The sequence below is a fragment of the Pseudomonas edaphica genome, from assembly GCF_965277385.1.
Classification (GTDB): domain Bacteria; phylum Pseudomonadota; class Gammaproteobacteria; order Pseudomonadales; family Pseudomonadaceae; genus Aquipseudomonas; species Aquipseudomonas edaphica.
In genome coordinates this window covers 6232727-6255976 of the sequence record NZ_OZ255725.1, presented here as the reverse complement: position 1 = coordinate 6255976, position 23250 = coordinate 6232727, and the positions used below count along the sequence as shown (strand labels likewise).

Annotated in this window: 15 protein-coding genes; 8 read left to right on the top strand and 7 right to left on the bottom strand. The window is 60.8% G+C overall.

Going from position 1 to position 23250, the window contains the following annotated elements:
• Nucleotides 1–51 precede the first annotated feature (51 nt).
• The 7 genes from ACQY47_RS28475 to tpx all read right to left on the bottom strand — a co-directional run bounded on the left by ACQY47_RS28475 (nt 52) and on the right by tpx (nt 13138).
• Nucleotides 52–798: an SDR family oxidoreductase gene (locus tag ACQY47_RS28475; RefSeq protein ID WP_017135063.1), complete on the bottom strand. Its 747-nt coding sequence runs from the start codon at nt 796–798 to the stop codon at nt 52–54.
• 54 nt (nt 799–852) lie between these two features.
• Complete coding sequence (locus ACQY47_RS28470; RefSeq protein ID WP_428553961.1) at nt 853–2949, bottom strand: putative bifunctional diguanylate cyclase/phosphodiesterase; 2097 nt, start codon at nt 2947–2949, stop codon at nt 853–855.
• Between the two features lie 416 nt (nt 2950–3365).
• Nucleotides 3366–4778 (bottom strand): efflux transporter outer membrane subunit, encoded by a 1413-nt coding sequence (locus tag ACQY47_RS28465; RefSeq protein ID WP_236447120.1) that lies wholly within the window; start codon nt 4776–4778, stop codon nt 3366–3368.
• A 122-nt stretch (nt 4779–4900) separates the two neighbouring features.
• Nucleotides 4901–8008, bottom strand: coding sequence for an efflux RND transporter permease subunit (locus ACQY47_RS28460; protein ID WP_099548270.1), 3108 nt, complete (start codon nt 8006–8008; stop codon nt 4901–4903).
• On the bottom strand, nt 8005–11106 hold the full coding sequence (locus tag ACQY47_RS28455) for an MdtB/MuxB family multidrug efflux RND transporter permease subunit (protein WP_428553956.1): 3102 nt from the start codon (nt 11104–11106) through the stop codon (nt 8005–8007). Before ACQY47_RS28455 ends, ACQY47_RS28460 begins: the two co-directional genes overlap by 4 nt.
• A complete protein-coding gene (locus ACQY47_RS28450; RefSeq protein ID WP_138450584.1) occupies nt 11103–12407 on the bottom strand; it encodes an MdtA/MuxA family multidrug efflux RND transporter periplasmic adaptor subunit in 1305 nt (434 codons plus the stop codon). Before ACQY47_RS28450 ends, ACQY47_RS28455 begins: the two co-directional genes overlap by 4 nt.
• A 230-nt stretch (nt 12408–12637) precedes the next feature.
• Nucleotides 12638–13138, bottom strand: coding sequence for a thiol peroxidase (tpx, locus tag ACQY47_RS28445; RefSeq protein ID WP_017135058.1), 501 nt, complete (start codon nt 13136–13138; stop codon nt 12638–12640).
• Nucleotides 13139–13296: 158 nt separating this feature from the next.
• On the opposite strand from tpx, the gene ACQY47_RS28440 reads away from it, so the two are divergent.
• The 8 genes from ACQY47_RS28440 to xylB all read left to right on the top strand — a co-directional run bounded on the left by ACQY47_RS28440 (nt 13297) and on the right by xylB (nt 23239).
• On the top strand, nt 13297–14586 hold the full coding sequence (locus tag ACQY47_RS28440) for a glycosyltransferase (RefSeq protein WP_428553951.1): 1290 nt from the start codon (nt 13297–13299) through the stop codon (nt 14584–14586).
• Nucleotides 14587–14658: 72 nt separating this feature from the next.
• The gene (locus tag ACQY47_RS28435; protein ID WP_176992298.1) at nt 14659–15564 is read left to right on the top strand and encodes an AraC family transcriptional regulator; all 906 of its coding nucleotides are present in this window, start codon (nt 14659–14661) and stop codon (nt 15562–15564) included.
• Between the two features lie 218 nt (nt 15565–15782).
• Nucleotides 15783–17066 (top strand): ABC transporter substrate-binding protein, encoded by a 1284-nt coding sequence (locus tag ACQY47_RS28430; RefSeq protein WP_370589435.1) that lies wholly within the window; start codon nt 15783–15785, stop codon nt 17064–17066.
• Between the two features lie 166 nt (nt 17067–17232).
• The gene (locus ACQY47_RS28425; RefSeq protein WP_017135054.1) at nt 17233–18123 is read left to right on the top strand and encodes a carbohydrate ABC transporter permease; all 891 of its coding nucleotides are present in this window, start codon (nt 17233–17235) and stop codon (nt 18121–18123) included.
• 10 nt (nt 18124–18133) lie between these two features.
• Nucleotides 18134–18964 (top strand): carbohydrate ABC transporter permease, encoded by an 831-nt coding sequence (locus tag ACQY47_RS28420; protein WP_017135053.1) that lies wholly within the window; start codon nt 18134–18136, stop codon nt 18962–18964.
• Between the two features lie 22 nt (nt 18965–18986).
• Nucleotides 18987–20090 carry an ABC transporter ATP-binding protein gene (locus ACQY47_RS28415; RefSeq protein ID WP_138453615.1) on the top strand — a complete coding sequence of 368 codons (1104 nt, stop codon included), beginning with the start codon at nt 18987–18989 and terminating at the stop codon, nt 20088–20090.
• Between the two features lie 16 nt (nt 20091–20106).
• Nucleotides 20107–21588 carry a mannitol dehydrogenase family protein gene (locus tag ACQY47_RS28410; protein ID WP_026013524.1) on the top strand — a complete coding sequence of 494 codons (1482 nt, stop codon included), beginning with the start codon at nt 20107–20109 and terminating at the stop codon, nt 21586–21588.
• A gap of 169 nt (nt 21589–21757) precedes the next feature.
• A complete protein-coding gene (gene xylB / locus ACQY47_RS28405; protein ID WP_428553944.1) occupies nt 21758–23239 on the top strand; it encodes a xylulokinase in 1482 nt (493 codons plus the stop codon).
• Nucleotides 23240–23250 lie beyond the last annotated feature (11 nt).

The window sequence follows — 23250 nt, the reverse complement described above, 5'->3', positions numbered from 1 at the left end:
ACTGTGGGAGCCGGGCTTGCCCGCGATGGCGCCTTGACTGGCGCTAAAGACTCAACGGCCACCGCCCAAATCCAGAAAAGTGCCAGTGGTATACGAAGCCTTGTCCGACAACAACCAGATAATCGCCTCCGCCACTTCATCCGGGCGCCCGCCACGGGCCATGGGGATGCCGGACTCCAGCTTGCTGACTCGGTCCGGGTCGCCGCTCAGGGCATGGAAGTCGGTAAAGATGTAGCCAGGGCGCACCGCGTTGACACGGATCCCTTCACCCGCCACCTCTTTGGACAGGCCGATGGTGAAGGTATCCAGCGCGCCCTTGGACGCGGCATAGTCGACATATTCGCCCGGCGAACCCAGGCGCGCGGCTACCGACGACACGTTGACGATGCTGCCGCCCTGCCCGCCATGCCTGGGCGACATGCGCAGCACCGCTTGCTTGGCACACAGGATCGGCCCCAGCACATTGGTCTTCATGATTTTGAGGATGCGGAACTCGGACATTTCATCGACCCGCGACTTGTGCCCCACGGTGCCGGCGTTGTTGACCAGTGCCGTCACGCGCCCAAGCTCGGCATCAACGCGATTGAACAATGCGATCACTTCATCCTCGATGCTGACATCGGCCCGCACCGCAATGGCCTGTGCACCCAAGGCGCGCACCTGGTCCAGCACACGCTGGGCCGCTGCCTCATCAGACTGGTAGTTGATGCAAATGCGGTAGCCCTGGCGTGCAGCCAGCAAGGCCGTCTCAGCGCCGATACCACGGCTGCCTCCAGTGATAATGACGACTTTGTCCATGCGTGCGGTCTCCTGAATAAACCAACGGTTTAAGGTTGGATCCAAGAATACCCGTCATCCACGGCTTTTGTCAGGCGCCAAGGCGTCTTCGGCGCGCTGGATATCGGCCATGAACCCCTCGGCCGGCAATGGGTGGCCCAGCAAGTAGCCTTGCAGCGAGTTGCACCCCAGCCGGGTGAGGAAACTTTGCTGCACATCGGTCTCCACGCCTTCGGCGACAATGCGCAGCCCTAGCGCCTGGCCGAGGGCGACAATGGCCGAGACGATGGCGGCGTCGTCGCTGTCGTGTTCAAGGTCGCGCACAAACCCGCGGTCGATCTTCAGCTCGTTGGCGGGCAACCGTTTGAGGTACATCAGGCTCGAATAACCGGTGCCGAAGTCGTCGATGGACAGGTCCACGCCCATGTCCGACAGTTGCTGCAGCACCGTCATGCTCGCATCGGCATCGCTCATGGCAGTGGTTTCGGTGATTTCCAGGGTCAGGCTGTTGGCCAGCAAGCAGTGACGCTCCAGCGCCTGCGCGACACTTTTAACCAACCCTGCATGGCAGAACTGCAACGCCGACAGGTTGACTGCAATGCGCCAGTCTTCATAACCCTGCGCGTACCAGACAGCCATCTGGCGGCAAGCCTCGTTGAGCACCCACTCGCCGATGGGAATAATCAACCCGGTTTTTTCCGCCAGCTCGATGAACATCGCCGGCAACAACAGCCCCTGTTGCGGGTGCTCCCAACGCAACAACGCTTCGGCGCCGACCGCAATACCGCTGAGCGCGTCGAACTTGGGCTGGTAGTACAGGCGGAACTGTTGGTGCTCAACGGCGTTGCGCAGGTCCTGCAACAACTGCAGCTGTTTACGCGCATTGGTGTTCATCGACACATCAAAGAAGCTGTAACCGTTCTTGCCCATGCCCTTGGCGTGGTACATGGCGGCATCAGCGTTCATCAGCAGTTCCTGAGGGTTAACGCCGTTACCGGGGAACATGGCAATGCCGATGCTCGCGGAAATCTTCAGTTCATGCTCGGCTACCTTGAACGTACGGTTGATCAAGCCAACCTGGCGCTCGGCCAAGCCCATGGCGTCGTCCGGCTGGGTCAACTGCACCAGCAGCACAAACTCATCGCCACCGATGCGCGCCAGGGTGTCCTGGCTGCGCAGGTCCTCGCGCAGACGCAAACCCACCTCGCGCAGCAATTGGTCACCCATGTGGTGGCCAAATGCATCATTGACCGGCTTGAAACCGTCCAGGTCGATAAACATCAACGCAAAACAACCACCCTGCTCCCTGACCGCCTGTATGGCTTGTTGAATGCGGTCGGCGAGCAAGGTGCGATTAGGCAGCCCGGTGAGCATGTCATGCAGGGCCAGATGGGTGAGTTCCTGGTTGGCCAGGGTCAGTGAGTCTGCGAGCACGGCAGTGCGGGCTTCAAGCCGGGCGTCGAGCAATGAGGTCAATAACGCGATGATCAAGACCGCCAGCGAAGTGACCAGCACCAGGTTATCCAGGCCCTTGCCACTCAGGCCCGTCAGCGCGGCGCCGCAGAAACTGTTGTCATCAAAACGCGCGGCAGCCATGCCGGTGTAGTGCATACCAACGATCGCAATGCCCATCACCACCGCGGCGCCCCCCCGCGCCAGGCGTACGTAAGGCGTGTTGCGCCGCAAGTTGAAAGCGATCCACAAGGCCGCGCCGGACGCCACCACGGCGATCAACAATGAGGCGCCAAACAGGGCGGGGTCGTAATCGATGCCCGGGGTCATGCGCATCGCGGCCATGCCGGTGTAGTGCATGCAGGCAATACCAGCCCCCATCACCAACGCGCCAAATGCCAACTGCCAAGCCGGCAGACGTGGCTGGCTGACCAGCCACAGTGCAAAGCCACTGGATAACACGGCGATCAATAACGACAGCGCGGTGATACCCAGGTCAAACCCGAGAGCAAAGGGCAGGCGCAACGCCAGCATGCCGATAAAGTGCATGGACCAAACGCCCACGCCCATGGCCAATGCCCCGCCGGTCATCCACATGTACGCTGCGCGGCCCCTGGCGGTCGCAATACGGCCGGCCAAGTCCAGCGCGGTATAGGACGCCAGGATCGCGACGCTCAGGGAGATGACGACCAGAGAGGGGGAATAACTACCGATCAGCATGGGACTTCTCAAGACTGACGGGCCTGAAAACGCCCGTGCCAAGTGGCAAAGCGGGCGATTGTAGCGAGAATAATTATTGCCGGTTTGATTAATTATCACGGGGCCATTAGTGGCATTTTGACGCCAATCTACTGACCTTGAAATGCCACCTGCTTCAGCCCAAAGAGCCGGATCATCTGCTTGAAAATCAGGCCGTGGGCGATTGAACAGGCGCGGGCGGATTTTGATCAGCGATGTGCCGAGGAGTAACAAGTGCGGGCTGTTGTGGCGAGGGAGCTTGCTCCCGCTCGGGTGCGCAGCGCCCGCAAGTTTTATGGGGCTGCTGCGCAGCCCAGCGGGAGCAAGCTCCCTCGCCACAGTGACAGTGCCCAGCCTTGATTGGGGTGGTGTTTGAGTTGTTTTGAAAAGCTACCCAGTCACTGCTTCTCAGCCAAAGACGTCTGCCCGTCCCAGCCGCCACCCAACGCCGCAATCAACTGCACACTTGCCACCAACCGCGTCTGCAACAGGGTCAAGACCGTGCGCTCATTGCTCAACGCAGTGGCCTGCACCGTCACCACATCCAGGTAGGCGATCAACCCGGCCTTGTACTGATTCTGCGTCAAGCGCAGGGACTCGCGCGCGGCCTCCAGGGCTTCATTGCTGACCACCGCCTCATCTTCCAGCACCTTCAACTGCACCATATAGTTTTCCACTTCGCGGAAACCATCCAGTACGGTCTGGCGGTACTTGGCCACCGTCTCGTCATAAGACGCCACACTACGATCGACCTCAGCCGAACGCTGCCCACCGTCAAACAAGGTCATCGCAAGCTTGGGCCCCACCGACCAGAACCGGTTCGGTAAACTGATCCAATCAGCATAGGTGCTGCTGGAATACCCGCCCGCCAGGCTCAAGGTCAGGTCCGGGTAATAAGCCGCCTTGGCCACACCAATATTCGCGTTGGCCGCAATCACTGAGCGCTCCGCCGACGCAATGTCCGGGCGCCGCTCAAGCAATTGCGATGGCACACTCAGCGGAATCTGCGGCAAGGCAGGTATGTCTTTGCTCACCGCCAGATTGAAGTTGGCCGGCGCTTCGCCGATCAACACTGCGATGGCGTTTTCCAACTGCGCACGCTGCCAGATCAAGTCGATCAAACTGGCCTGGGTCGTCTTCAGTTGGGTCTGTGCCTGAGCAATCGCGGCTTTGTCGGAAACCCCCGCCCGGTACTGGTTTTCAGTCATCTTCAGGGAGCGCTGATAAGTCTCCAGCGTGGCCTGCAGCAAACGTGTCTGCTCGTCCATCACGCGCAGTTGCAGATAGTCCTGCACCAACTCCGACTGCTGGCTCAAACGCATCGCCGCCAGATCCGCGGAACTGGCCTCAGCCGTCGCCTCATTCGCTTCAAGACCACGGCGCAACTTGCCCCACACATCGGCCTCCCAACTCACGCCCAACTGGGTATTGAGCGTGTCACGAATACCACTGCTGGAACTGCTGAGGCTGGCGTTACTGCTGCCGGTGCCCTGACTGGCACGGGTTTTACCGGCACTGAAGTCCACCGTTGGGAAAAACGCCCCGCGTGCGCTACGCACCTGGGCCTGGGCCTGGCGGAAGCGCGCTTCGGCCTGGGCCACGGTCTGGTTGGAGTTATTGAGGCGCGTGACCAGCTCGTTAAGTTGACGGTCACCGTACAACTCCCACCAGGCTCCACGGGCCAGGGAATCGCTTGGGTTGGCCTGACGCCAGCCCTGGGCTTGCTTGAACTGCGCGGGTTCGACCACCTCCGGGCGCTTGTAATCCGGGCCGATGGCGCAGGCGCTGAGCAAGGCGCCGCACAACAGCATCGTTACCCCCTTCACACCCTTGCCGATACGTGTGGTGTGGCGAGGCTGCTGGTTTGGGGCCGCTGCGCAGCCCAGCGGGAGCAAGCTCCCTCGCCACAGTGTCTGGGCATTCGTTGAATCGGTCATAGCGCAGTATCCAAGGCAGCATCGGTACGCACGCCACGCCAGGCGTTGAAGCGATGGCGCGCGCGGTCAAGATAAAGGTAAACCACCGGAGTGGTGTAAAGGGTCAGGATCTGGCTGAACACCAGCCCACCGATAATGGTCAGGCCCAGCGGCTGGCGCATTTCGGCGCCATCGCCGGAACCGAGCAGCAACGGCAAGGCGCCGAGGATCGCGGCGAGCGTGGTCATCAAAATCGGCCGCAGGCGCAACAGGCAGGCGCTGCGGATCGACTCCAACGGGCTCATGCCATCGTGGCGCTCCAGCTGCAGCGCCAGGTCAATCATCAGGATCGCATTCTTCTTCACCACGCCGATCAGCAGGAACAGACCGAGCAGGGATATCAGGCTGAATTCACCGCCCAGCAGGTAGATCGACAGCAGCGCGCCGACACCGGCCGACGGCAAGGTCGACAGGATGGTCAGCGGGTGAATATAGCTTTCATACAGAATGCCCAACACCAGGTACACCGCCACCAGCGCGCCAAGAATCATGAACGGCTGGCCCTTCTGGGTCGCCGCAAACGCATCGGCGGTGCCGGCCATCTTGGCGATCACGTCTTCGGGCAAACCGACCTTGGCAATCGCCCGCTCGATAGCGGCCGTGCCCTGCTCCACCGTTACGCCGGGCGACATGTCGAAGGCAATATTTTCCGAGGCGAACTGGCCTTCATGACTGACACGGTCGTCGGCCAGGCTGTTTTCGTAATGGGCAATGGTCGACAACGGCACCCGCGCGCCCGTGGAGGTGATCACCTGCATCTGGTTCAAGGTGATCGGGTCCTGGGCGTATTTCGGGTTGACCTCCATCACCACCTGATACTGGTTGAGGCTGTCGTAGATAGTAGAAATCTGCCGCTGACTGTAGGCGTTGTTCAACACCGAGGTGACCATGCTCATGTCGATGCCCAGGCGCTTGGCCTGGTCGCGGTCGACCACCAGCGTCACCTGCGCCGCACCGCGACCTTCGCGGGCGTCGATGGCGGTCAGCTCCGGTAGCTCGCGCATGGCAGCGACCACTTTCGGGTACCACAAGCGCAACGCAGCCAGGTCGCCGCTTTGCAGGATGTAGGAGTATTGGGCGCTGGTCTGGTCACGGCTGCCACCAAATTGCAGGTCCTGGTCGGCCATCAGGAACAGCCGACCGCCCGGCACCAGCGGCACTTCCTTGCGCAGACGCTCGATCACTGCCTGGGCCGAGAGCTTGCGTTCGGCAATCGGCTTGAGGCGCACCAGCATCACCGCATTGTTAGTGCCATTGTTGCCACCGATAAAGCCGGCCACGCTGAGCACCGCCGGGTCTTTGAGGACCGCCTTGCGGAAGGTTTCCATTTTTGGCTGCATCACATTGAACGACAGCCCGTCATCGCCGCGCACAAAACCGATCAACTGTCCGGTGTCCTGCTGCGGCATGAAGGTTTTCGGCACCACCACGTACAGCGCGATGTTCACGCCCACGGTGATCAACAGGCTCAGCAGAGTCAGGCGGCGATGGCGCAGCACCCAGTCCAGGCTGGTGGCGTAGGCTGCAACCATGCGGTCGTTGACCTTCTGGCTCCAGCGCTGCAAACCGGTCATGTGCCCTTTGACGTGCGGTTTGAGCCAGCGCGCGCAGAGCATCGGGGTCAAGGTCAGCGAGACGATCAGCGACACTATGATCGCCGCCGACAAGGTGATGGAAAACTCACGGAACAGGTTGGTGACGATGCCGCCCATAAACAGGATGGACAGGAACACCGCCACCAGCGACACGTTCATCGACAGCAAGGTAAAGCCCACTTCCTGGGCGCCCAGGTACGCCGCCTTCATCGGCGGCACGCCGTCGTCGATATGCCGGGAAATGTTTTCCAGCACCACGATGGCGTCGTCCACCACCAGGCCGGTGGCCAGGATCAACGCCATCAGCGAAAAATTGTTCAACGAAAAACCAAACAGGTACATCACCGCAAAGGTGCCGACCAGCGACACCGGCACCGCCAGGGTCGGGATCAACGAAGCGCGGAAGTTACCCAGGAACAGGTACACCACCAGCACCACCAGGGCCACGGCAATCAGCAGGGTCATCTCGGCTTCATGCAGGGTCGCAGTGATCACCGGCGAACGGTCCATGGCCAGGTTGAGCTTGACGCTGGACGGCAGCACCGCCTGCAACGCCGGCAACTGGGCCTTGATCTGCCGGACGGTCTCGATGATGTTGGCGCCGGACTGGCGGTTGATGACCAGCAGCACCGCCGAATCATTGTTGAAGAAGCCGCTGTTGTAGCGGTCTTCCACGCCATCGCTGATCTTGGCGACATCCCCCAGGCGCAAGGCCGCGCCGTTCTGGTAGCGGATCAGCAGCGGCTCGTAGTCCTTGGCCTTTTCCAGCTGGTCATTGGCCTGGATCTGCCAGTTACGCTCGCTGTCTTCCAGGGAGCCCTTGGGCCGCCGCTGGTTGGCATTGGCGATGGTATTGCGCACATCGTCCAGGGCCACGCCATATTGGTCCAGGGCCTTGGGTTCCAACTCGATGCGCACTGCCGGCAAGGAGCTGCCACCGATCTGCACTTCGCCTACCCCCGGCACCTGGGACAGGCTTTGCGAAAGAATGGTAGAGGCCAGGTCGTACAGTTCGCCCTTTTGCAACACGTCGGAGGTCAGTGACAACACCATGATCGGTGCCTGGGACGGGTTGATCTTCTTGTAGGTCGGCATGCTGCGCATGCCACTGGGCAGCAGGTTGCGCGATGCATTGATGGCCGCCTGCACTTCCCGCGCCGCACCGTTGATATCACGGTCGGAATCGAACGCCAGGATCACTCGCGTAGAGCCCTGGCTCGACGAGCTGCTCATGGTGGTGATGCCGGCAATCGCGCCGAATGAGCGTTCCAGCGGCGTCGCCACGGTAGACGCCATGACCTCGGGGCTGGCGCCGGGCAAACTGGCCGACACCACGATCACCGGGAAGTCGATCTGCGGCAACGGCGACACCGGCAGCAAGTTGAAGCTCACGCCACCGAGCAACATAATCGCCAGGCTCAGCAGCATGGTGGCTACCGGCCGGCGAATGAAAGGTCCGGACAGGTTCATGACTCAGCCGGCTCCAGGCTTTGTGGCTCTTTGCGCCAGCGACGGCCCAGGCGGTCGAAATACAGGTAGATCACCGGCGTAGTGAACAGCGTCAGCACCTGGCTCACCAGCAGGCCGCCGACCATCACCAGGCCCAGCGGTTGGCGCAACTCCGCGCCGGAACCCGTGGCCAGCATCAATGGCACCGCACCAAACAAGGCGGCCAGGGTGGTCATCAAAATCGGCCGAAAACGCAGCAACGCCGCCTGATAAATTGCCGTTTGCGGGTCCAGGCCCTGGTTGCGTTCGGCGTCGAGGGCAAAGTCGATCATCATGATCGCGTTCTTTTTGACGATACCGATCAGCAGGATAATGCCGATGATCGCGATCATGCCCAGGTCATTGCCACTGAGCAGCAACGCGAGCAAGGCGCCGACTGCGGCGGATGGCAACGTGGAGAGAATCGTGATCGGGTGAATGTAACTCTCATACAACACGCCGAGCACGATGTACATGGTCACCACCGCCGCCAGGATCAGCAGCAAAGTGCTCGACAGCGAGGCTTCGAACGCCTGGGCCGCGCCCTGGAACTGGGTCTGCACGCCCACCGGCATGCCGATGTCCTTCTGGGTCTGGTTGATCAGCTCCACGCCTTTGCCCAGCGCGACGCCAGGGGCCAGGTTGAACGACATCATCACCGCCGGAAACTGGCCGATATGCGCGATTGCCAGTTGCGCCTGACGCTGTTCCACATGCGCCAGGCTCGACAACCGCACCTGGCCGCCGTCGGTGGTTTTCACATGGATCTGGTTGAGTGCCGCCGGCCCCAGGGTTTCACCGGACTGGGCCTGCAATACCACACGGTACTGACTGGCCTGGGTGTAGATGGTGGAAATCTGCCGCTGGCCGAAGGCGTCATAGAGTGCGTCGGTGATGGTTGACACACTCACGCCCAGCCGCGAGGCGGCGTCACGGTCGATCACCAGGAACACTTGCAGGCCCTTGTCCTGCAGGTCGCTGGCCACATCGGTGAGTTCCGGCAACTGGCGCAAGGCGTGCACCAGCTTGTCGCTCCACAGCGCCAGCAGGTCGGCGTCCGGCGAGGACATGCTGAACTGGTACTGGGTGCGGCTCACGCGGTCTTCAATGGTCAGGTCCTGCACCGGCTGCATGAACAGGCGAATGCCCACCAGCTTGTCGATCTGCGGTTGCAGGCGCGTGATGACCTGGGCCGCGCTCACGTCGCGCAGGCCGTGGGCCTTGAGGTTGATCAGCAAACGGCCGCTATTGAGAGTGGCGTTATCACCATCCACACCGATATAGGACGACAGGCTTTCAACCGATGGGTCGGCCAGGATCACCTTGGCCAATTCCTGCTGGCGCTGGCTCATGGCGGCAAACGAAATCGACTGCGGTGCTTCCGATATGCCCTGGATCACCCCGGTATCCTGTACCGGGAAAAAGCCCTTGGGCACCACCAGGTACAGCACCACGGTTAGGCCCAAGGTGGCGATGGCCACCAGCAGGGTCAACGGCTGGTGCTTGAGCACCCACTGCAATTTGCGCCCGTAGGCTTCGATCAACCAATCGATCCAGGCGCCGCTGGCCTTGTAGAAACGACCTTGTTCTTCTTCCTTGGGTTCGCGCTTGAGCAAGCGCGCGCACATCATCGGCGTCAGGGTCAGGGACACCACCAGGGAAATCAGGATCGCCACCGCCAGGGTGATGGCAAATTCGCGGAACAGCCGCCCGACCACATCGGCCATGAACAGCAGCGGAATGAGTACCGCGATCAGCGACAGGGTCAGGGAAATCAGGGTGAACCCGATTTGCTTGGCGCCCTTGAGCGCCGCCGCCATGGGCGTCTCGCCTTCCTCGATGTAGCGCGAGATGTTCTCCAGCATCACGATGGCATCGTCCACCACAAACCCGGTGGCGATGGTCAGGGCCATCAGCGTCAGGTTGTTGATGGAGAAGCCTGCCAGGTACATCACGCCAAAGGTGCCCACCAGCGACAGCGGCACGGCGATCGACGGAATGATCGTGGCACTGACCCGGCGCAGGAACAGGAACGTCACCATCACCACCAGGGCAATGGCGATCAGCAATTCGTGCTGTACGTCTTTCACCGAGGCCCGAATGGTCTGGGTACGGTCGGTAAGCACCGTCACATCCAGGCCCGCCGGCAGGTTATCGGTGATGCTCGGCAGCAGCGCCTTGATACGGTCCACTACCTCGATCACGTTGGCGCCGGGCTGGCGCTGGATGTTGAGCAGCACGGCCTGGTTTTCATTGGCCCAGGCAGCGAGGCGCTCGTTTTCGGCGCCGTCAACGATCTGTGCCACGTCTTTGAGGCGCAGCGGCGCGCCATTGTTGTAGGCCAATATGAGTTCGGCGTATTGCTCGGGCGAGACCAACTGGTCGTTGGCATCGAGCATCGATACCCGTGTGGGGCCGTCAAAGTTACCCTTGGGCTGGTTGACGTTGGAGGCGGAGATCAGGGTGCGCACGTCCGACAGGTTCAAGCCGTTGGCCGCCAGGGCCTCGGGGTTGACCTTGATACGCACGGCCTGGCGCTGGCCACCGGCGATGCTGACCATGCCGACGCCGCTGATCTGGGCAATTTTTTGCGCCATACGCGTGTCAACCAAGTCGTTGAGCTTGGGCAGCAACATGGTCTTGGAGGTAATTGCCAGGGTCAGCACCGGGGTATCTGCCGGGTTGACCTTGTTGTACACCGGCGGCGCCGGCAAGTCCTTGGGCAACAGGTTGGTCGCGGCGTTGATTGCGGCCTGCACCTGTTGCTCGGCGACATCCATATTGATGTCGAGGTTAAAGCGCAGGGTCAGCACCGAGGCGCCGCCCGAACTGGTCGACGCCATCTGTGTGAGGCCGGGCATTTGCCCGAACTGACGCTCCAGCGGCGCAGTCACCGCGCTGGTCATCACGTCCGGGCTGGCGCCGGGGTACAGGGTCATCACCCGGATGGTCGGGTAGTCCACCTGGGGCAAGGCCGAGACCGGCAACAAACGGTAAGAAATAATGCCGGCCAGAACAATGGCCAGCATGCTCAGCGTGGTGGCAACCGGGCGAAGGATAAACAGTCGCGACAGGTTCATGAACCGACCTTTTGCGCCTTGCCGGCGTTAGCGCCGGTCTCCCCTTTTGCCGCAGGCTTGCCTTGCAGGTGTTCGGTCGGCGTGGTCGGCACTTCGCTGCTGTCGTTGACCACTTCAATGTCGCTGCCGTCCTTGAGGCGATCAGTGCCTTCCAGGACCACGCGGTCACCGGCCACCAGGCCTTCCTTGATGACGGTGTTATCGCCATCGGTATCACCGACCACCAACGGCTGCATCTTGACCTTTTTGTCCCCGTCGAGTTTGTAGACAAAGGTGCCGCTGTTACCGAACTGGATCGCCGCGGACGGCGCCAACACCACGTTGTGCAAGGTGTCGGCCAACAGGTGCACGTTAACGAACTGGTTGGGGAACAGCGCCTGGTCCTTGTTATCGAAACGGCCTTTGAATTTGAGTGTGCCGGTGGTCACGTCGATCTGGTTGTCCAGGCTCTGCAACACGCCGACCGCCTGCTGCTTCACGTCGCCACGGTCCCAGGCTTCAACGGGCAGCTTGTTGCCGGCGTGGTAACGGGTGAGTACGGTATCGAGGGTGTTTTCCGGCAGGGTGAAGACCACGCTGATCGGCTGGGTCTGGGTGATCACCGCCAGGAAGGTGGTGTCGTTGGCCGCCACCAGGTTACCGACGTCAACCTGACGCAGGCCGACGCGGCCGCTGATCGGCGCGCGGATCTTGGTGAATTCGAGGTTGAGCTTGGCGTCGTCTACCGCGCCCTGGTTGGTCTTGACCGTGCCTTGGTACTGCATGACCAGGGCTTCGGCGGTGTCCAGGGTCTGTTTGGCGATACTGTCCTGGGCATACAGGTCACGGTAACGCTGCACATCAACCTGGGCGTTTTTCAGTTGGGCCTGGTTCTGCAAGAGCGTGCCTTGGGCCTGGAGCAAGGCGTTCTGGTAGCTACGCGGGTCGATCTCCGCGAGCAGGTCGCCTGCCTTGACCATCTGACCCTCTTCAAACGCGATCTTGACCAGCTCACCGCCCACCCGGCTGCGTACATTAATGGTGTTGAGCGCGGTCACCGTGCCCAAGGCCTTGTAGTACACCGGGAACTCGCCCAGTACCGCTGGCGCCACGCGCACCGGGATCGGGCCGGTGGAACCCCCGAAACCTGGGCGCGCCATCCCCGTCTTGCCGGTATGCCCGGCCGGTTTCTGCGCGCTGGCATCTGTATGGCCTGCGGGCCAGAATTTCCAGCACAGGCCGGCGATAACCAACAGCACGAGCAGGCCGAACAGCCAGCGGCGGGAATTGCGGGGGGAGGATTGCATGGAGTGATCAACCATTGGGCGCGAGAGCTTCTTCTTTGGGAGGCTGAAAGATAAGCACTGGGGCGCATTAAGAAAAGCGCCTTTACCGGCTATTTACCTTGGATTACAACTTTTAACTTCTGAGCTTAGTCCGTTGGCTATTTCGCTAAGCGTTTGAGCCGCAAATAAAAACGGCCTGGACTAGGCCAGGCCGCAATCTTGCATCAAGCGTGCTACTGCAAAATGACAGTAATGCGCCGAAACAGTTACTTCAAAACAGCCAGGGCTGCTTCGTAGTTTGGCTCTTGGCCGATTTCAGGCACCAGTTCGCTGTGCAGCACGTTGTTGTTTTCGTCCAGTACCACCACGGCACGGGCGGTCAGGCCTTGCAGCGGGCCATCGGCCAGGGATACGCCGTAGTCTACGGCGAAGTCGGCGTTGCGAAAGTCCGACAGGCTCAGCACGTTGTCCAGGCCTTCGGTGCCGCAGAAGCGCTTCTGGGCAAACGGCAGGTCAGAGGAGATGCACAGTACAACGGTGTTGCTCACGTCGTTGGCCTGGGCGTTGAATTTGCGTACCGAAGTGGCACAGGTCGGGGTGTCGACGCTTGGGAAGATGTTCAGCACTTTGCGCTTGCCGGCGAACGTTTCCAGGGTCGCCTCTGACAGGTCGACGGCGACAAGATTGAATTCTGGAGCGGTGGAACCGGTTTTCGGCAATTCGCCTTCAACCTGGACAGGGTTACCACGAAGGGTGACTTGAGCCATGAACGGAATCCTTATGCTGGGTTTTGGTTAAACGAATTCGAGAGGCCGAAGTTAACCACAAAGTGCAGTGACTACCTACCACCGGACACAAATTGTCATGCCCCGCAGGTGTGGTTTAATTGCGCGTTTTTTGCCCGCCCTTCAAGGATCTGCTTTAGATGAATCAGCCCGCCACCAAAGTCCTGGTCATAGGTTATGTCTGGCCGGAGCCCCGCTCCTCAGCCGCCGGCGGGCATATGATGCAGATTCTGCAGAGCTTCCTGGACCAGGGTTGGGACATTACCTTCAGCAGCCCGGCGACTATTGGTGAACACAAGGCCGACTTGCCTGCCCTGGGCATCGCCGAGTGCGCCATCGAGCTCAACAACAGCAGCTTCGACGATTTTATCCGCGCGTTAGCCCCGGATATCGTGTTGTTCGACCGTTTTATGATGGAAGAGCAGTTCGGCTGGCGTGTGGAGCAATGCTGCCCCGATGCCCTGCGCGTGCTTGAAACCTCCGATTTGCAAAGCCTGCGCGATGCACGCCATCAGCGTTTCAAGGCCCACCTCAAGGCTCACCCCGACAGTGACGACTTCAGCGCACTGTTCAAGCCGGCCCTGCAGGAAGAGTTCCAGTGGATGGCCGACACCGACCTCGCCAAGCGCGAGATCGCCGCCATTTACCGCTGTGATATCAGCCTGATGATTTCCGATGTGGAAATCCGCCTGCTCACCGAACAATTCAAGGTGCCGGCCGCCCTGCTCCATTGGTGTCCATTGATGCTGGAACCACCGGTTGAAACCTTTGCGCCGTTTGAAGACCGCGCGCACTTCCTGAGCATCGGCAATTTCCGCCACGCGCCCAATTGGGATGCGGTGCTGTGGATGAAGAGCAGTTTATGGCCGTTGATCCGCCAGCAACTGCCGGGCGCACAACTGCATATCTACGGTGCCTACACGCCCCCCAAGGCCACCGCCCTGCACAACCCGGCGCAGGGTTTTCACGTGATGAATTGGGCTGAAGATGCGCTGCAGGTCATGGCCGCGGCCCGTATCTGCCTGGCGCCACTGCGTTTCGGCGCCGGCATCAAGGGCAAACTGATGGATGCCATGCTCTGCGGCACGCCAAACATCACCACGCCGATTGGCGCCGAGGCCATGGGCGACGATCAGCCATGGCCCGGTACCATCGAGAAAAGTGCCGAGGCCCTGGCCGCTGCCGCCGTGGCGCTGTATCAAGACCGCGAGCGTTGGACCCAGGCCCAGCAAGACGGCCGCCGATTGCTGGCTCGGCGCTACGACCAGAGCCTGCATGGCCCCGCCCTGGTGGCTTGCCTGGAACACTGCCGCAGCCGCCTCGCCGCCCATCGCCGGGACAACTTCACCGGCAGCATGTTGCGTCACCATGCGCATAAAAGTACCCAGTACATGTCGCAGTGGATCGAGGCAAAAAACCGCAGCGTATAAAGGATGACGCTAGCGAGGTTGCGCGCAAGGGGGCATTATCCTACGCAGCAACCACAATAAAGCGACGGCAGCATGACCCGAGCAATGCGCATTACCGACCCTTCCTACGAGTTGATGGACGATCACAACGGTCTGTCCATCATCTATCGCCAGCATGGTTTCCCCTGCCCGTTGGTGCGCTGGCACTTCCACAAGGAATACGAGCTGCACCTGATCGTCGCCAGCTCGGGCAAAGTGTTTATCGGCGACTACATCGGTAACTTCTACCCCGAAAGCCTATTCCTTACCGGCCCCAACCTGCCCCACAACTGGATCAGCCAGGTGGAGGAAGACGAGGTGGTGCCCAAGCGCGACATGCTGGTGAATTTCACCGACGAACTGTTTGAACAGGGCAGCCCCGTGTTTGCCGAACTCAAGACGCTGGCGCCGATGCTGGAACGGGCGCAGTACGGCATCGAGTTCCGTTGCAAAAAAACCATCGCCCAAGCCATGACCTTGATGCAGCGCATCGAAGACGCCCAAGGTATAGCGCGCCTGGGGCACTTCTTTATTCTGCTGGAGGTGTTGAGCGCCTGTGAGGATTACCAGCTGCTGTCCGGCGGGACGACACCGCAAGTGGCCGACGAGCACAGCATTGATCGCACCAACCGCGCGGTGGACTATATCTTTGCCCACTACGCCCGCGAATTGTCGCTGGAGGAAGTGGCGCAGTACCTGGGGATGAAGCCGACGTATTTCTCACGGGTGTTTAAACAAGCCACTGGACGCACGTTTATAGAGTTTGTTAACCGGCTACGCATCAGCAAATCTTGCGAACTGCTGGCCGATGGCGACAAAGCCGTGACGGATGTGTGCTTTGAGTCGGGTTTTAACAATATCTCCAACTTTAACCGGCGCTTCCAGCAGCTCAAGGGCATGACGCCGTCTCACTACCGACGCCTGGCGGTGCAACGGTTGACCGAACAGAACCTGGCTTAATGGTTTAAGCCCATGACTTGTCGAGTGCAAAAAAGTATCAGCTCAAGTGTGCCCAAGGATTTGTCACACGCCCATTTCAAGGCTGTAATCAACGCACACTCTTCCTGACACCTTGTGGGAAGACACAACAACAATAACTGTCATTCTGTAGCCCTCTGGGCACGGAAATGGAGTGCGCGATGAAGTTCACAGCAAAAGCACTGCTTGTCTCCACCTGCATGACCACCTGCATGACCCTCAGCGCCGTCAGCTTTGGCGCGCAAACCCTGACCATTGCCACCGTCAACAACAGCGACATGATCCGCATGCAAAAGCTCTCGAAAACCTTCGAGACCGAGCACCCGGACATCAAGCTGAACTGGGTAGTGCTTGAAGAAAACGTGCTGCGCCAACGCCTGACCACCGACATCGCCACCCAGGGCGGCCAGTTTGACGTGTTGACCATCGGCATGTACGAAGCTGCACTGTGGGGCGCCAAGGGTTGGTTGGAGCCGATGAAAGACCTGCCGGCGTCCTACGACCTCGACGACGTGTTCCCTTCGGTGCGTGACGGCTTGTCGGTCAAAGGCTCGTTGTATGCCCTGCCGTTCTACGCCGAAAGCTCGATCACCTACTACCGCACCGACCTGTTCAAGGGCGCCGGGCTGAGCATGCCCGAGCACCCGACCTGGACTCAGATCGGTGAATTCGCCGCCAAACTCACCGACAAGAGCAAAGAGCAATACGGCCTGTGCCTGCGTGGCAAAGCCGGTTGGGGTGAGAACATGGCGCTGATCACCACCCTGGCCAACGGCTACGGCGCGCGCTGGTTCGATGAAAAATGGCAACCGGAATTCAACGGCCCTGAATGGAAGGACGCGTTGAACTTCTACGTCGACAACATGAAGAAATCCGGCCCGCCGGGTGCTTCCAGCAACGGTTTCAACGAAAACCTCGCGCTGTTCAACAGTGGCAAGTGCGCGATCTGGGTGGACGCCAGCGTGGCCGGTTCGTTCGTCACCGACAAGTCTCAGAGCAAAGTCGCTGACAGCGTCGGCTTCACCTTCGCGCCGCACGAGAAGACCGACAAGGGCACCTCGTGGCTGTACTCCTGGAGCCTGGCCATCCCGACCAGTTCCAAAGCCAAGGATGCCGCCAAGGTGTTCACCACCTGGGCAACGTCCAAGGAATACGGCGAACTGGTAGCCAAGACCGACGGCATCGCCAACGTACCGCCTGGCACGCGCAAATCGACCTACAGCGACGAATACCTCAAAGCCGCACCGTTTGCCAAGGTGACCCTCGAATCGCTGAAAGTCGCTGACCCGACCAAACCGACGCTCAAGCCGGTGCCGTATATCGGTATCCAGTTGGTGACCATTCCTGAATTCCAGGCGATTGGTACCCAGGTCGGCAAGTTCTTCTCGGGCGCGCTGACCGGTCAGCAAACGGTAGACCAAGCCTTGACCGCCGCGCAGACCACCACCGAGCGTGAGATGAAGCGGGCGGGTTATCCCAAATAACTCAGCATCACCGCGATAAATGCTTTGTGTGGGAGCTGGCTTGCCTGCGATGCGGGCGACTCGGTCTGTCAGCCAGACCGATGTGATGCCATCGCAGGCAAGCCAGCTCCCACATTGAGCGCGCTCCGATTCTAGTTTTGCATGCACCCGACTGGTCTTGATCCCAATGAATACAACACCCAAAAACCGCCTGGCCAACCCCGGCTGGTTCCTCGTCAGCCCCTCGGTGGCCATGCTGCTGCTGTGGATGATCGTGCCACTGGGCATGACCCTGTACTTTTCGCTGATCCGCTACAACCTGCTCTACCCTGGCGAAAACCAATTCGTGGGGTTGGAAAACTTCACCTACTTCATCACCGACTCGGGCTTCCTGCCTGGCGCCACCAACACCCTGTTACTGGTGGGCAGCGTGCTGCTGATCAGCGTGGTGTTCGGCGTGTTGATCAGCGCGTTGCTGGAGGCCAGTGAGTTCCTGGGCCGCGGCATCGTGCGGGTGATGCTGATTTCGCCGTTCTTCATCATGCCCACCGTCGGTGCGCTGATCTGGAAGAACCTGATTTTCCACCCGGTGTCGGGGATTCTCGCCGCCGTGTGGAAGCTGTTCGGCGCCGAACCCGTGGACTGGCTGGCGCACTACCCATTGCTGTCGATCATCATCATTGTGTCGTGGCAGTGGCTGCCCTTCGCCATCCTGCTGCTGATGACCGCCATGCAGTCCCTCGACCAGGAACAGAAAGAAGCCGCGCGCCTGGACGGTGCCGGCGCCATCGCGATCTTCTGGCACCTGACCCTGCCCCACCTGGCGCGCCCGATTGCCGTGGTGGTGATGATCGAAACGATCTTTTTGCTCTCGGTCTTCGCCGAAATCTTCACCACCACCAACGGTGGCCCCGGCTACGCCTCGACCAACCTCGCCTACCTGATCTACAACCAGGCGCTGGTGCAGTTCGACGTGGGCATGGCCTCGGCCGGCGGCTTGATCGCCGTGGTCATCGCCAATATCGCGGCGATCATCCTGGTGCGGATGATCGGCAAAAACCTGACTGACAAGCCTTGAGGGCCGCGCCATGACGCTTCAACAATCCCGCCGCCTGCAAAGCCTGTTGCTCGGCACGTTGGCCTGGGCCATCGCGATCCTGATTTTCTTCCCGATCTTCTGGATGGTGCTGACCAGCTTCAAGACCGAAATCGACGCGTTCGCCACGCCGCCGCAGTTCATCTTCACGCCGACGCTGGAGAACTACCTGCACATCAACGAGCGCAGCAACTACTTCGCCTACGCCTGGAACTCGGTGGTGATTTCGTTCAGTGCCACTGCCTTGTGCCTGCTGATCTCGGTACCGGCCGCCTACTCCATGGCGTTCTACGAAACCCAGCGCACCAAGGGCACCTTGCTGTGGATGCTGTCCACCAAGATGTTGCCGCCAGTGGGCGTTTTGATGCCGATCTACCTGCTGGCCAAGAGCCTTGGCCTGCTGGATACGCGCATTGCGCTGATCATCATCTACACCCTGATCAACCTGCCGATTGTGGTGTGGATGGTGTACACCTACTTCAAGGACATCCCCAAGGACATCCTCGAAGCCGCGCGCCTGGACGGCGCCACCCTGTGGCAGGAAATGGTCCGCGTGCTACTGCCGATCGCCAAGGGCGGCCTGGCCTCTACCGTGCTGCTGTCGCTGATCCTGTGCTGGAACGAGGCGTTCTGGTCGCTGAACCTGACCTCCTCGAATGCCGCGCCATTGACCGCGCTGATCGCCTCTTACTCCAGCCCCGAAGGTTTGTTCTGGGCCAAATTGTCCGCCGTCTCGACCCTCGCCTGTGCGCCGATCCTGATCTTTGGCTGGATCAGCCAAAAACAGCTGGTGCGTGGCTTGTCCTTCGGCGCAGTTAAATAATAATTCCAAGCGGAGGCCCATCATGGCCAACCTGAAAATCAAAAATTTGCAAAAAGGCTTCGAAGGTTTCTCGATCATCAAGGGCATTGACCTGGAAGTGAACGACAAGGAATTTGTGGTGTTCGTCGGCCCGTCGGGCTGCGGTAAATCCACCCTGCTGCGTTTGATCGCGGGCCTTGAGGAAGTCACCGAAGGCACCATCGAACTCGATGGCCGCGATATCACCGAAGTCACCCCCGCCAAGCGCGACTTGGCCATGGTGTTCCAGACCTACGCGCTGTACCCGCACATGAGCGTGCGCAAGAACATGTCGTTTGCCCTGGACCTGGCCGGCGTCGACAAGAAGCTGGTGGAGAGCAAAGTCAGCGAAGCGGCGCGCATCCTCGAACTCGGCCCGTTGCTGGAGCGCAAGCCCAAGCAGCTTTCCGGCGGCCAGCGTCAGCGCGTGGCAATCGGCCGTGCGATCGTGCGTAACCCAAAGATTTTCCTGTTCGACGAACCGCTGTCCAACCTCGACGCCGCCCTGCGCGTGCAGATGCGCCTGGAACTGGCGCGCCTGCATAAAGAGCTGCAAGCCACCATGATTTACGTGACCCACGACCAGGTCGAGGCCATGACCCTGGCCGACAAGGTGGTGGTACTCAACAGCGGCCGTATCGAGCAGGTCGGCTCGCCGCTGGAGCTGTACCACCAGCCGGCCAACCTGTTTGTGGCGGGCTTTCTGGGCACGCCGAAAATGGGCTTCCTCAAGGGTAAAGTCACCCGTATTGAAAGCCAGGGCTGCGACGTGCAATTGGACGCCGGCACCCTGATCAGCCTGCCATTGAGCGGTGCCAGCTTGAGCGTGGGCAGCGCGGTGACCCTGGGGATTCGCCCCGAGCACCTGGAAATTGCCGCGCCTGGGCAAACCACCCTGACCGTCACCGCCGACGTCGGCGAGCGCCTGGGCAGCGACACCTTCTGCCACGTCATCACCGCCAACGGCGAGCCGCTGACCATGCGGATTCGTGGCGACATGGCCAGCCAATACGGCGAAACCCTGCACCTGCACCTGGACCCGGCGCACTGCCATCTGTTCGACACCGATGGCGTGGCCGTGGCTCGTCCACTGCGCGCTGCCGCCTGATTTCGCGAGACTTGTGATGAAACTGAATAAACAGAACCTCACCCAATTGGCGCCGCAAGTAAAAATTCCGGCCTACGCCATTGCGAGCACCTCCCAGGGCATCGCGCATATCGGCGTCGGCGGTTTCCACCGTGCGCATCAGGCGTATTACACCGATGCGCTGATGAATACCGGCGTTGGCCTGGACTGGAGCATCTGCGGCGTCGGCCTGCGCAGCGAGGACCGCAAGGCCCGCGACGACCTGGCCGGCCAGGATTACCTGTTCACCCTGTATGAACTGGGCGACACCGACGACACCGAAGTGCGCGTGATCGGCGCCATCAGCGACATGCTGCTGGCCGAAGACGGCGCCCAGGCGCTGATCGACAAGCTGGCCAGCCCTGAGATTCGGATTGTCTCGCTGACCATCACCGAAGGCGGCTACTGCATCGATGACAGTAACGGCGAGTTCATGGCGCACCTGCCGCAGATCCAGCACGACCTGGCGCATCCCAATGCACCTAAAACCGTGTTCGGGTTTATCTGCGCCGCACTGACCCAACGCCGCACCGCCGGGACCCCGGCGTTTACCGTGATGTCCTGCGATAACCTGCCGCACAACGGCGCCGTCACGCGCAAGGCCCTGCTGGCATTTGCCGCCCTGCACAACGCCGAGCTGCATGACTGGATCAAGGCCAACGTGAGCTTCCCGAATGCCATGGTCGACCGCATCACGCCGATGACCAGCACCGCCCACCGCCTGCAACTGCACGATGAGCACGGCATCGACGACGCCTGGCCGGTGGTGTGCGAGCCGTTTGTGCAATGGGTGCTGGAAGACAAATTCGTTAACGGCCGCCCGGCGTGGGAAACCGTCGGTGTGCAGTTCACCGATGACGTCACGCCTTACGAAGAAATGAAGATCGGCCTGCTCAATGGCAGCCACCTGGCCCTTACCTACCTGGGTTTTCTCAAGGGTTATCGGTTTGTGCACGACACCATGAATGACCCGGTGTTTGTGGCCTACATGCGTGCCTACATGGACCTGGACGTCACGCCAAACCTGGCGCCGGTGCCGGGCATCGATTTGACCCAGTACAAGCAGACGCTGGTGGATCGGTTTTCCAACCAGGCGATTGCCGACCAGTTGGAGCGTGTGTGTTCCGATGGCTCGTCGAAGTTTCCCAAGTTCACCGTACCGACCATCAATCGCTTGATTGCCGATGGGCGTGAGACTGAGCGCGCGGCGTTGGTTGTCGCCGCCTGGGCGTTGTACCTCAAAGGCGTTGATGAAAACGGCGTGACTTACAAGATCCCCGACCCACGCGCCGAGTTCTGCCAAGGGCTGGTGAGTGACGATGCGCTGATCAGCCAGCGCCTGCTGGGTGTGGAAGAGATTTTTGGCAAGGCTATTCCCAACTCGGCTGAGTTTGTGGCAGCGTTTGAGCGGTGCTTTGTCAGCTTGCGCGACAACGGCGTCACCGCAACACTGCAGCAACTGCTGAAAACACCCGATTAAAAATGTGGGAGCTGGCTTGTGTGGGAGCTGGCTTGCCTGCGATGCCAGCACCTCGGTCTATCAGTCAAACCCAAGTGATGCTATCGCAGGCAAGCCAGCTCCCACACAGACCAGCGTCCACATTTAATCGGGCTATCAATCCAAGAATAATACTGCTGAGCACTCCTTCATGACCCAGCAAAACCTGTACCTCGGCATCGATTGCGGCACCCAGGGCACCAAAGCCATCGTCCTCGACGCGTCCAGCGGCAAGGTCCTGGGCCTGGGCGCCGCCGCGCATACGCTGATCAGCGGCGCCAATGGCCGTCGCGAACAGCACACCCAGGAATGGCTGGATGCCTTTACCGAAGCCACTCACCGCGCCCTGCAACAGGCTGGCGTGGACGGCCAGGACATTCTCGGCATCGGCGTCTCCGGCCAGCAGCACGGGCTGGTGCTACTGGACGAGCACGGTGAGGTGCTACGCCCGGCCAAACTCTGGTGCGACACCGAAACCGCCCCGGAGAACGACCGCCTGTTGGCGTACCTGGGCGGCGAAAGCGGCTCGCTGGAACGCCTCGGCGTGGCGATTGCGCCGGGCTATACCGTGTCGAAACTGCTGTGGACCCGCGAACAACACCCGGACGTGTTCGCACGCATCGCCCATATCCTGCTGCCCCACGACTACCTCAACTACTGGCTCACCGGCCGCGCCGTGGCGGAATACGGCGATGCGTCGGGCACCGGCTACTTCAACGTGCGCAGCCGCGAGTGGGACGTGGCACTGCTTACGCACATCGACCCGAGCGGGCGCCTGGAAAAAGCCCTGCCCGCGTTGATTGCGGCCGATCAAACGGTCAGTACCATCCTGCCGGCCATCGCCGAACGCTTAGGCATCAACCCGAATGCCAAGGTGTCCAGTGGCGGCGGCGACAACATGATGGGCGCCATCGGCACCGGCAATATCGCCCCCGGCGTGATCACCATGAGCCTGGGTTCGTCCGGCACCGTCTACGCATTTGCCGACCAGCCGAATGTCAGCCCGCAAGCCTCGGTCGCGACCTTCTGTTCGTCCAGCGGTGGCTGGCTGCCGTTGATCTGCACCATGAACCTGACCAACGCCACCGGGGTGATTCGCGAGCTGTTCGAGCTTGACCTTGCGACCTTCAACAGCCTGGTTGCGCAAGCGCCGATTGGCGCCGATGGCGTGAGCATGCTGCCGTTCCTCAATGGCGAACGCGTGCCCGCCCTGCCCCACGCCACCGGCAGCCTCCACGGGCTGACCATGACCAACCTGACCCGCGCCAACCTGTGTCGCGCGGTGGTCGAGGGCACCACCTTCGGCCTGCGCTACGGCCTCGACCTGCTGCGCCAGACCGGCCTGCAAAGCCATAGCATCCGCCTGATCGGCGGCGGCTCGAAAAGCCCGGTGTGGCGGCAGATGGTCGCCGATATCATGAACACCGAAGTGGTGTGTACCGAACAAAGCGAAGCCGCTGCCCTGGGCGCGGCGATCCAGGCGGCGTGGAGCCAGTCCGGCGACACCCTGGCCAGCCTGTGCGACAAATGTGTGAGTGTCGACCCAAGCAGCCGCACGCTGCCGGTGGCGGCCAATGTCAGTGCCTATCAACAGGCTTACGAGCGCTATCAGCAGCTCGTGGCAACCCTTTAAGAGCGAACGAC

Bases quoted from the DNA above. Each gene is read 5' to 3' on its own strand.
- ACQY47_RS28475 (WP_017135063.1), bottom strand. From the start codon at position 798: ATGGACAAAGTCGTCATTATCACTGGAGGCAGCCGTGGTATCGGCGCT.
- ACQY47_RS28470 (WP_428553961.1), bottom strand. From the start codon at position 2,949: ATGCTGATCGGTAGTTATTCCCCCTCTCTGGTCGTCATCTCCCTGAGC.
- ACQY47_RS28465 (WP_236447120.1), bottom strand. From the start codon at position 4,778: ATGCTGTTGTGCGGCGCCTTGCTCAGCGCCTGCGCCATCGGCCCGGAT.
- ACQY47_RS28460 (WP_099548270.1), bottom strand. From the start codon at position 8,008: ATGAACCTGTCCGGACCTTTCATTCGCCGGCCGGTAGCCACCATGCTG.
- ACQY47_RS28455 (WP_428553956.1), bottom strand. From the start codon at position 11,106: ATGAACCTGTCGCGACTGTTTATCCTTCGCCCGGTTGCCACCACGCTG.
- ACQY47_RS28450 (WP_138450584.1), bottom strand. From the start codon at position 12,407: ATGGTTGATCACTCCATGCAATCCTCCCCCCGCAATTCCCGCCGCTGG.
- tpx (WP_017135058.1), bottom strand. From the start codon at position 13,138: ATGGCTCAAGTCACCCTTCGTGGTAACCCTGTCCAGGTTGAAGGCGAA.
- ACQY47_RS28440 (WP_428553951.1), top strand. From the start codon at position 13,297: ATGAATCAGCCCGCCACCAAAGTCCTGGTCATAGGTTATGTCTGGCCG.
- ACQY47_RS28435 (WP_176992298.1), top strand. From the start codon at position 14,659: ATGACCCGAGCAATGCGCATTACCGACCCTTCCTACGAGTTGATGGAC.
- ACQY47_RS28430 (WP_370589435.1), top strand. From the start codon at position 15,783: ATGACCACCTGCATGACCCTCAGCGCCGTCAGCTTTGGCGCGCAAACC.
- ACQY47_RS28425 (WP_017135054.1), top strand. From the start codon at position 17,233: ATGAATACAACACCCAAAAACCGCCTGGCCAACCCCGGCTGGTTCCTC.
- ACQY47_RS28420 (WP_017135053.1), top strand. From the start codon at position 18,134: ATGACGCTTCAACAATCCCGCCGCCTGCAAAGCCTGTTGCTCGGCACG.
- ACQY47_RS28415 (WP_138453615.1), top strand. From the start codon at position 18,987: ATGGCCAACCTGAAAATCAAAAATTTGCAAAAAGGCTTCGAAGGTTTC.
- ACQY47_RS28410 (WP_026013524.1), top strand. From the start codon at position 20,107: ATGAAACTGAATAAACAGAACCTCACCCAATTGGCGCCGCAAGTAAAA.
- xylB (WP_428553944.1), top strand. From the start codon at position 21,758: ATGACCCAGCAAAACCTGTACCTCGGCATCGATTGCGGCACCCAGGGC.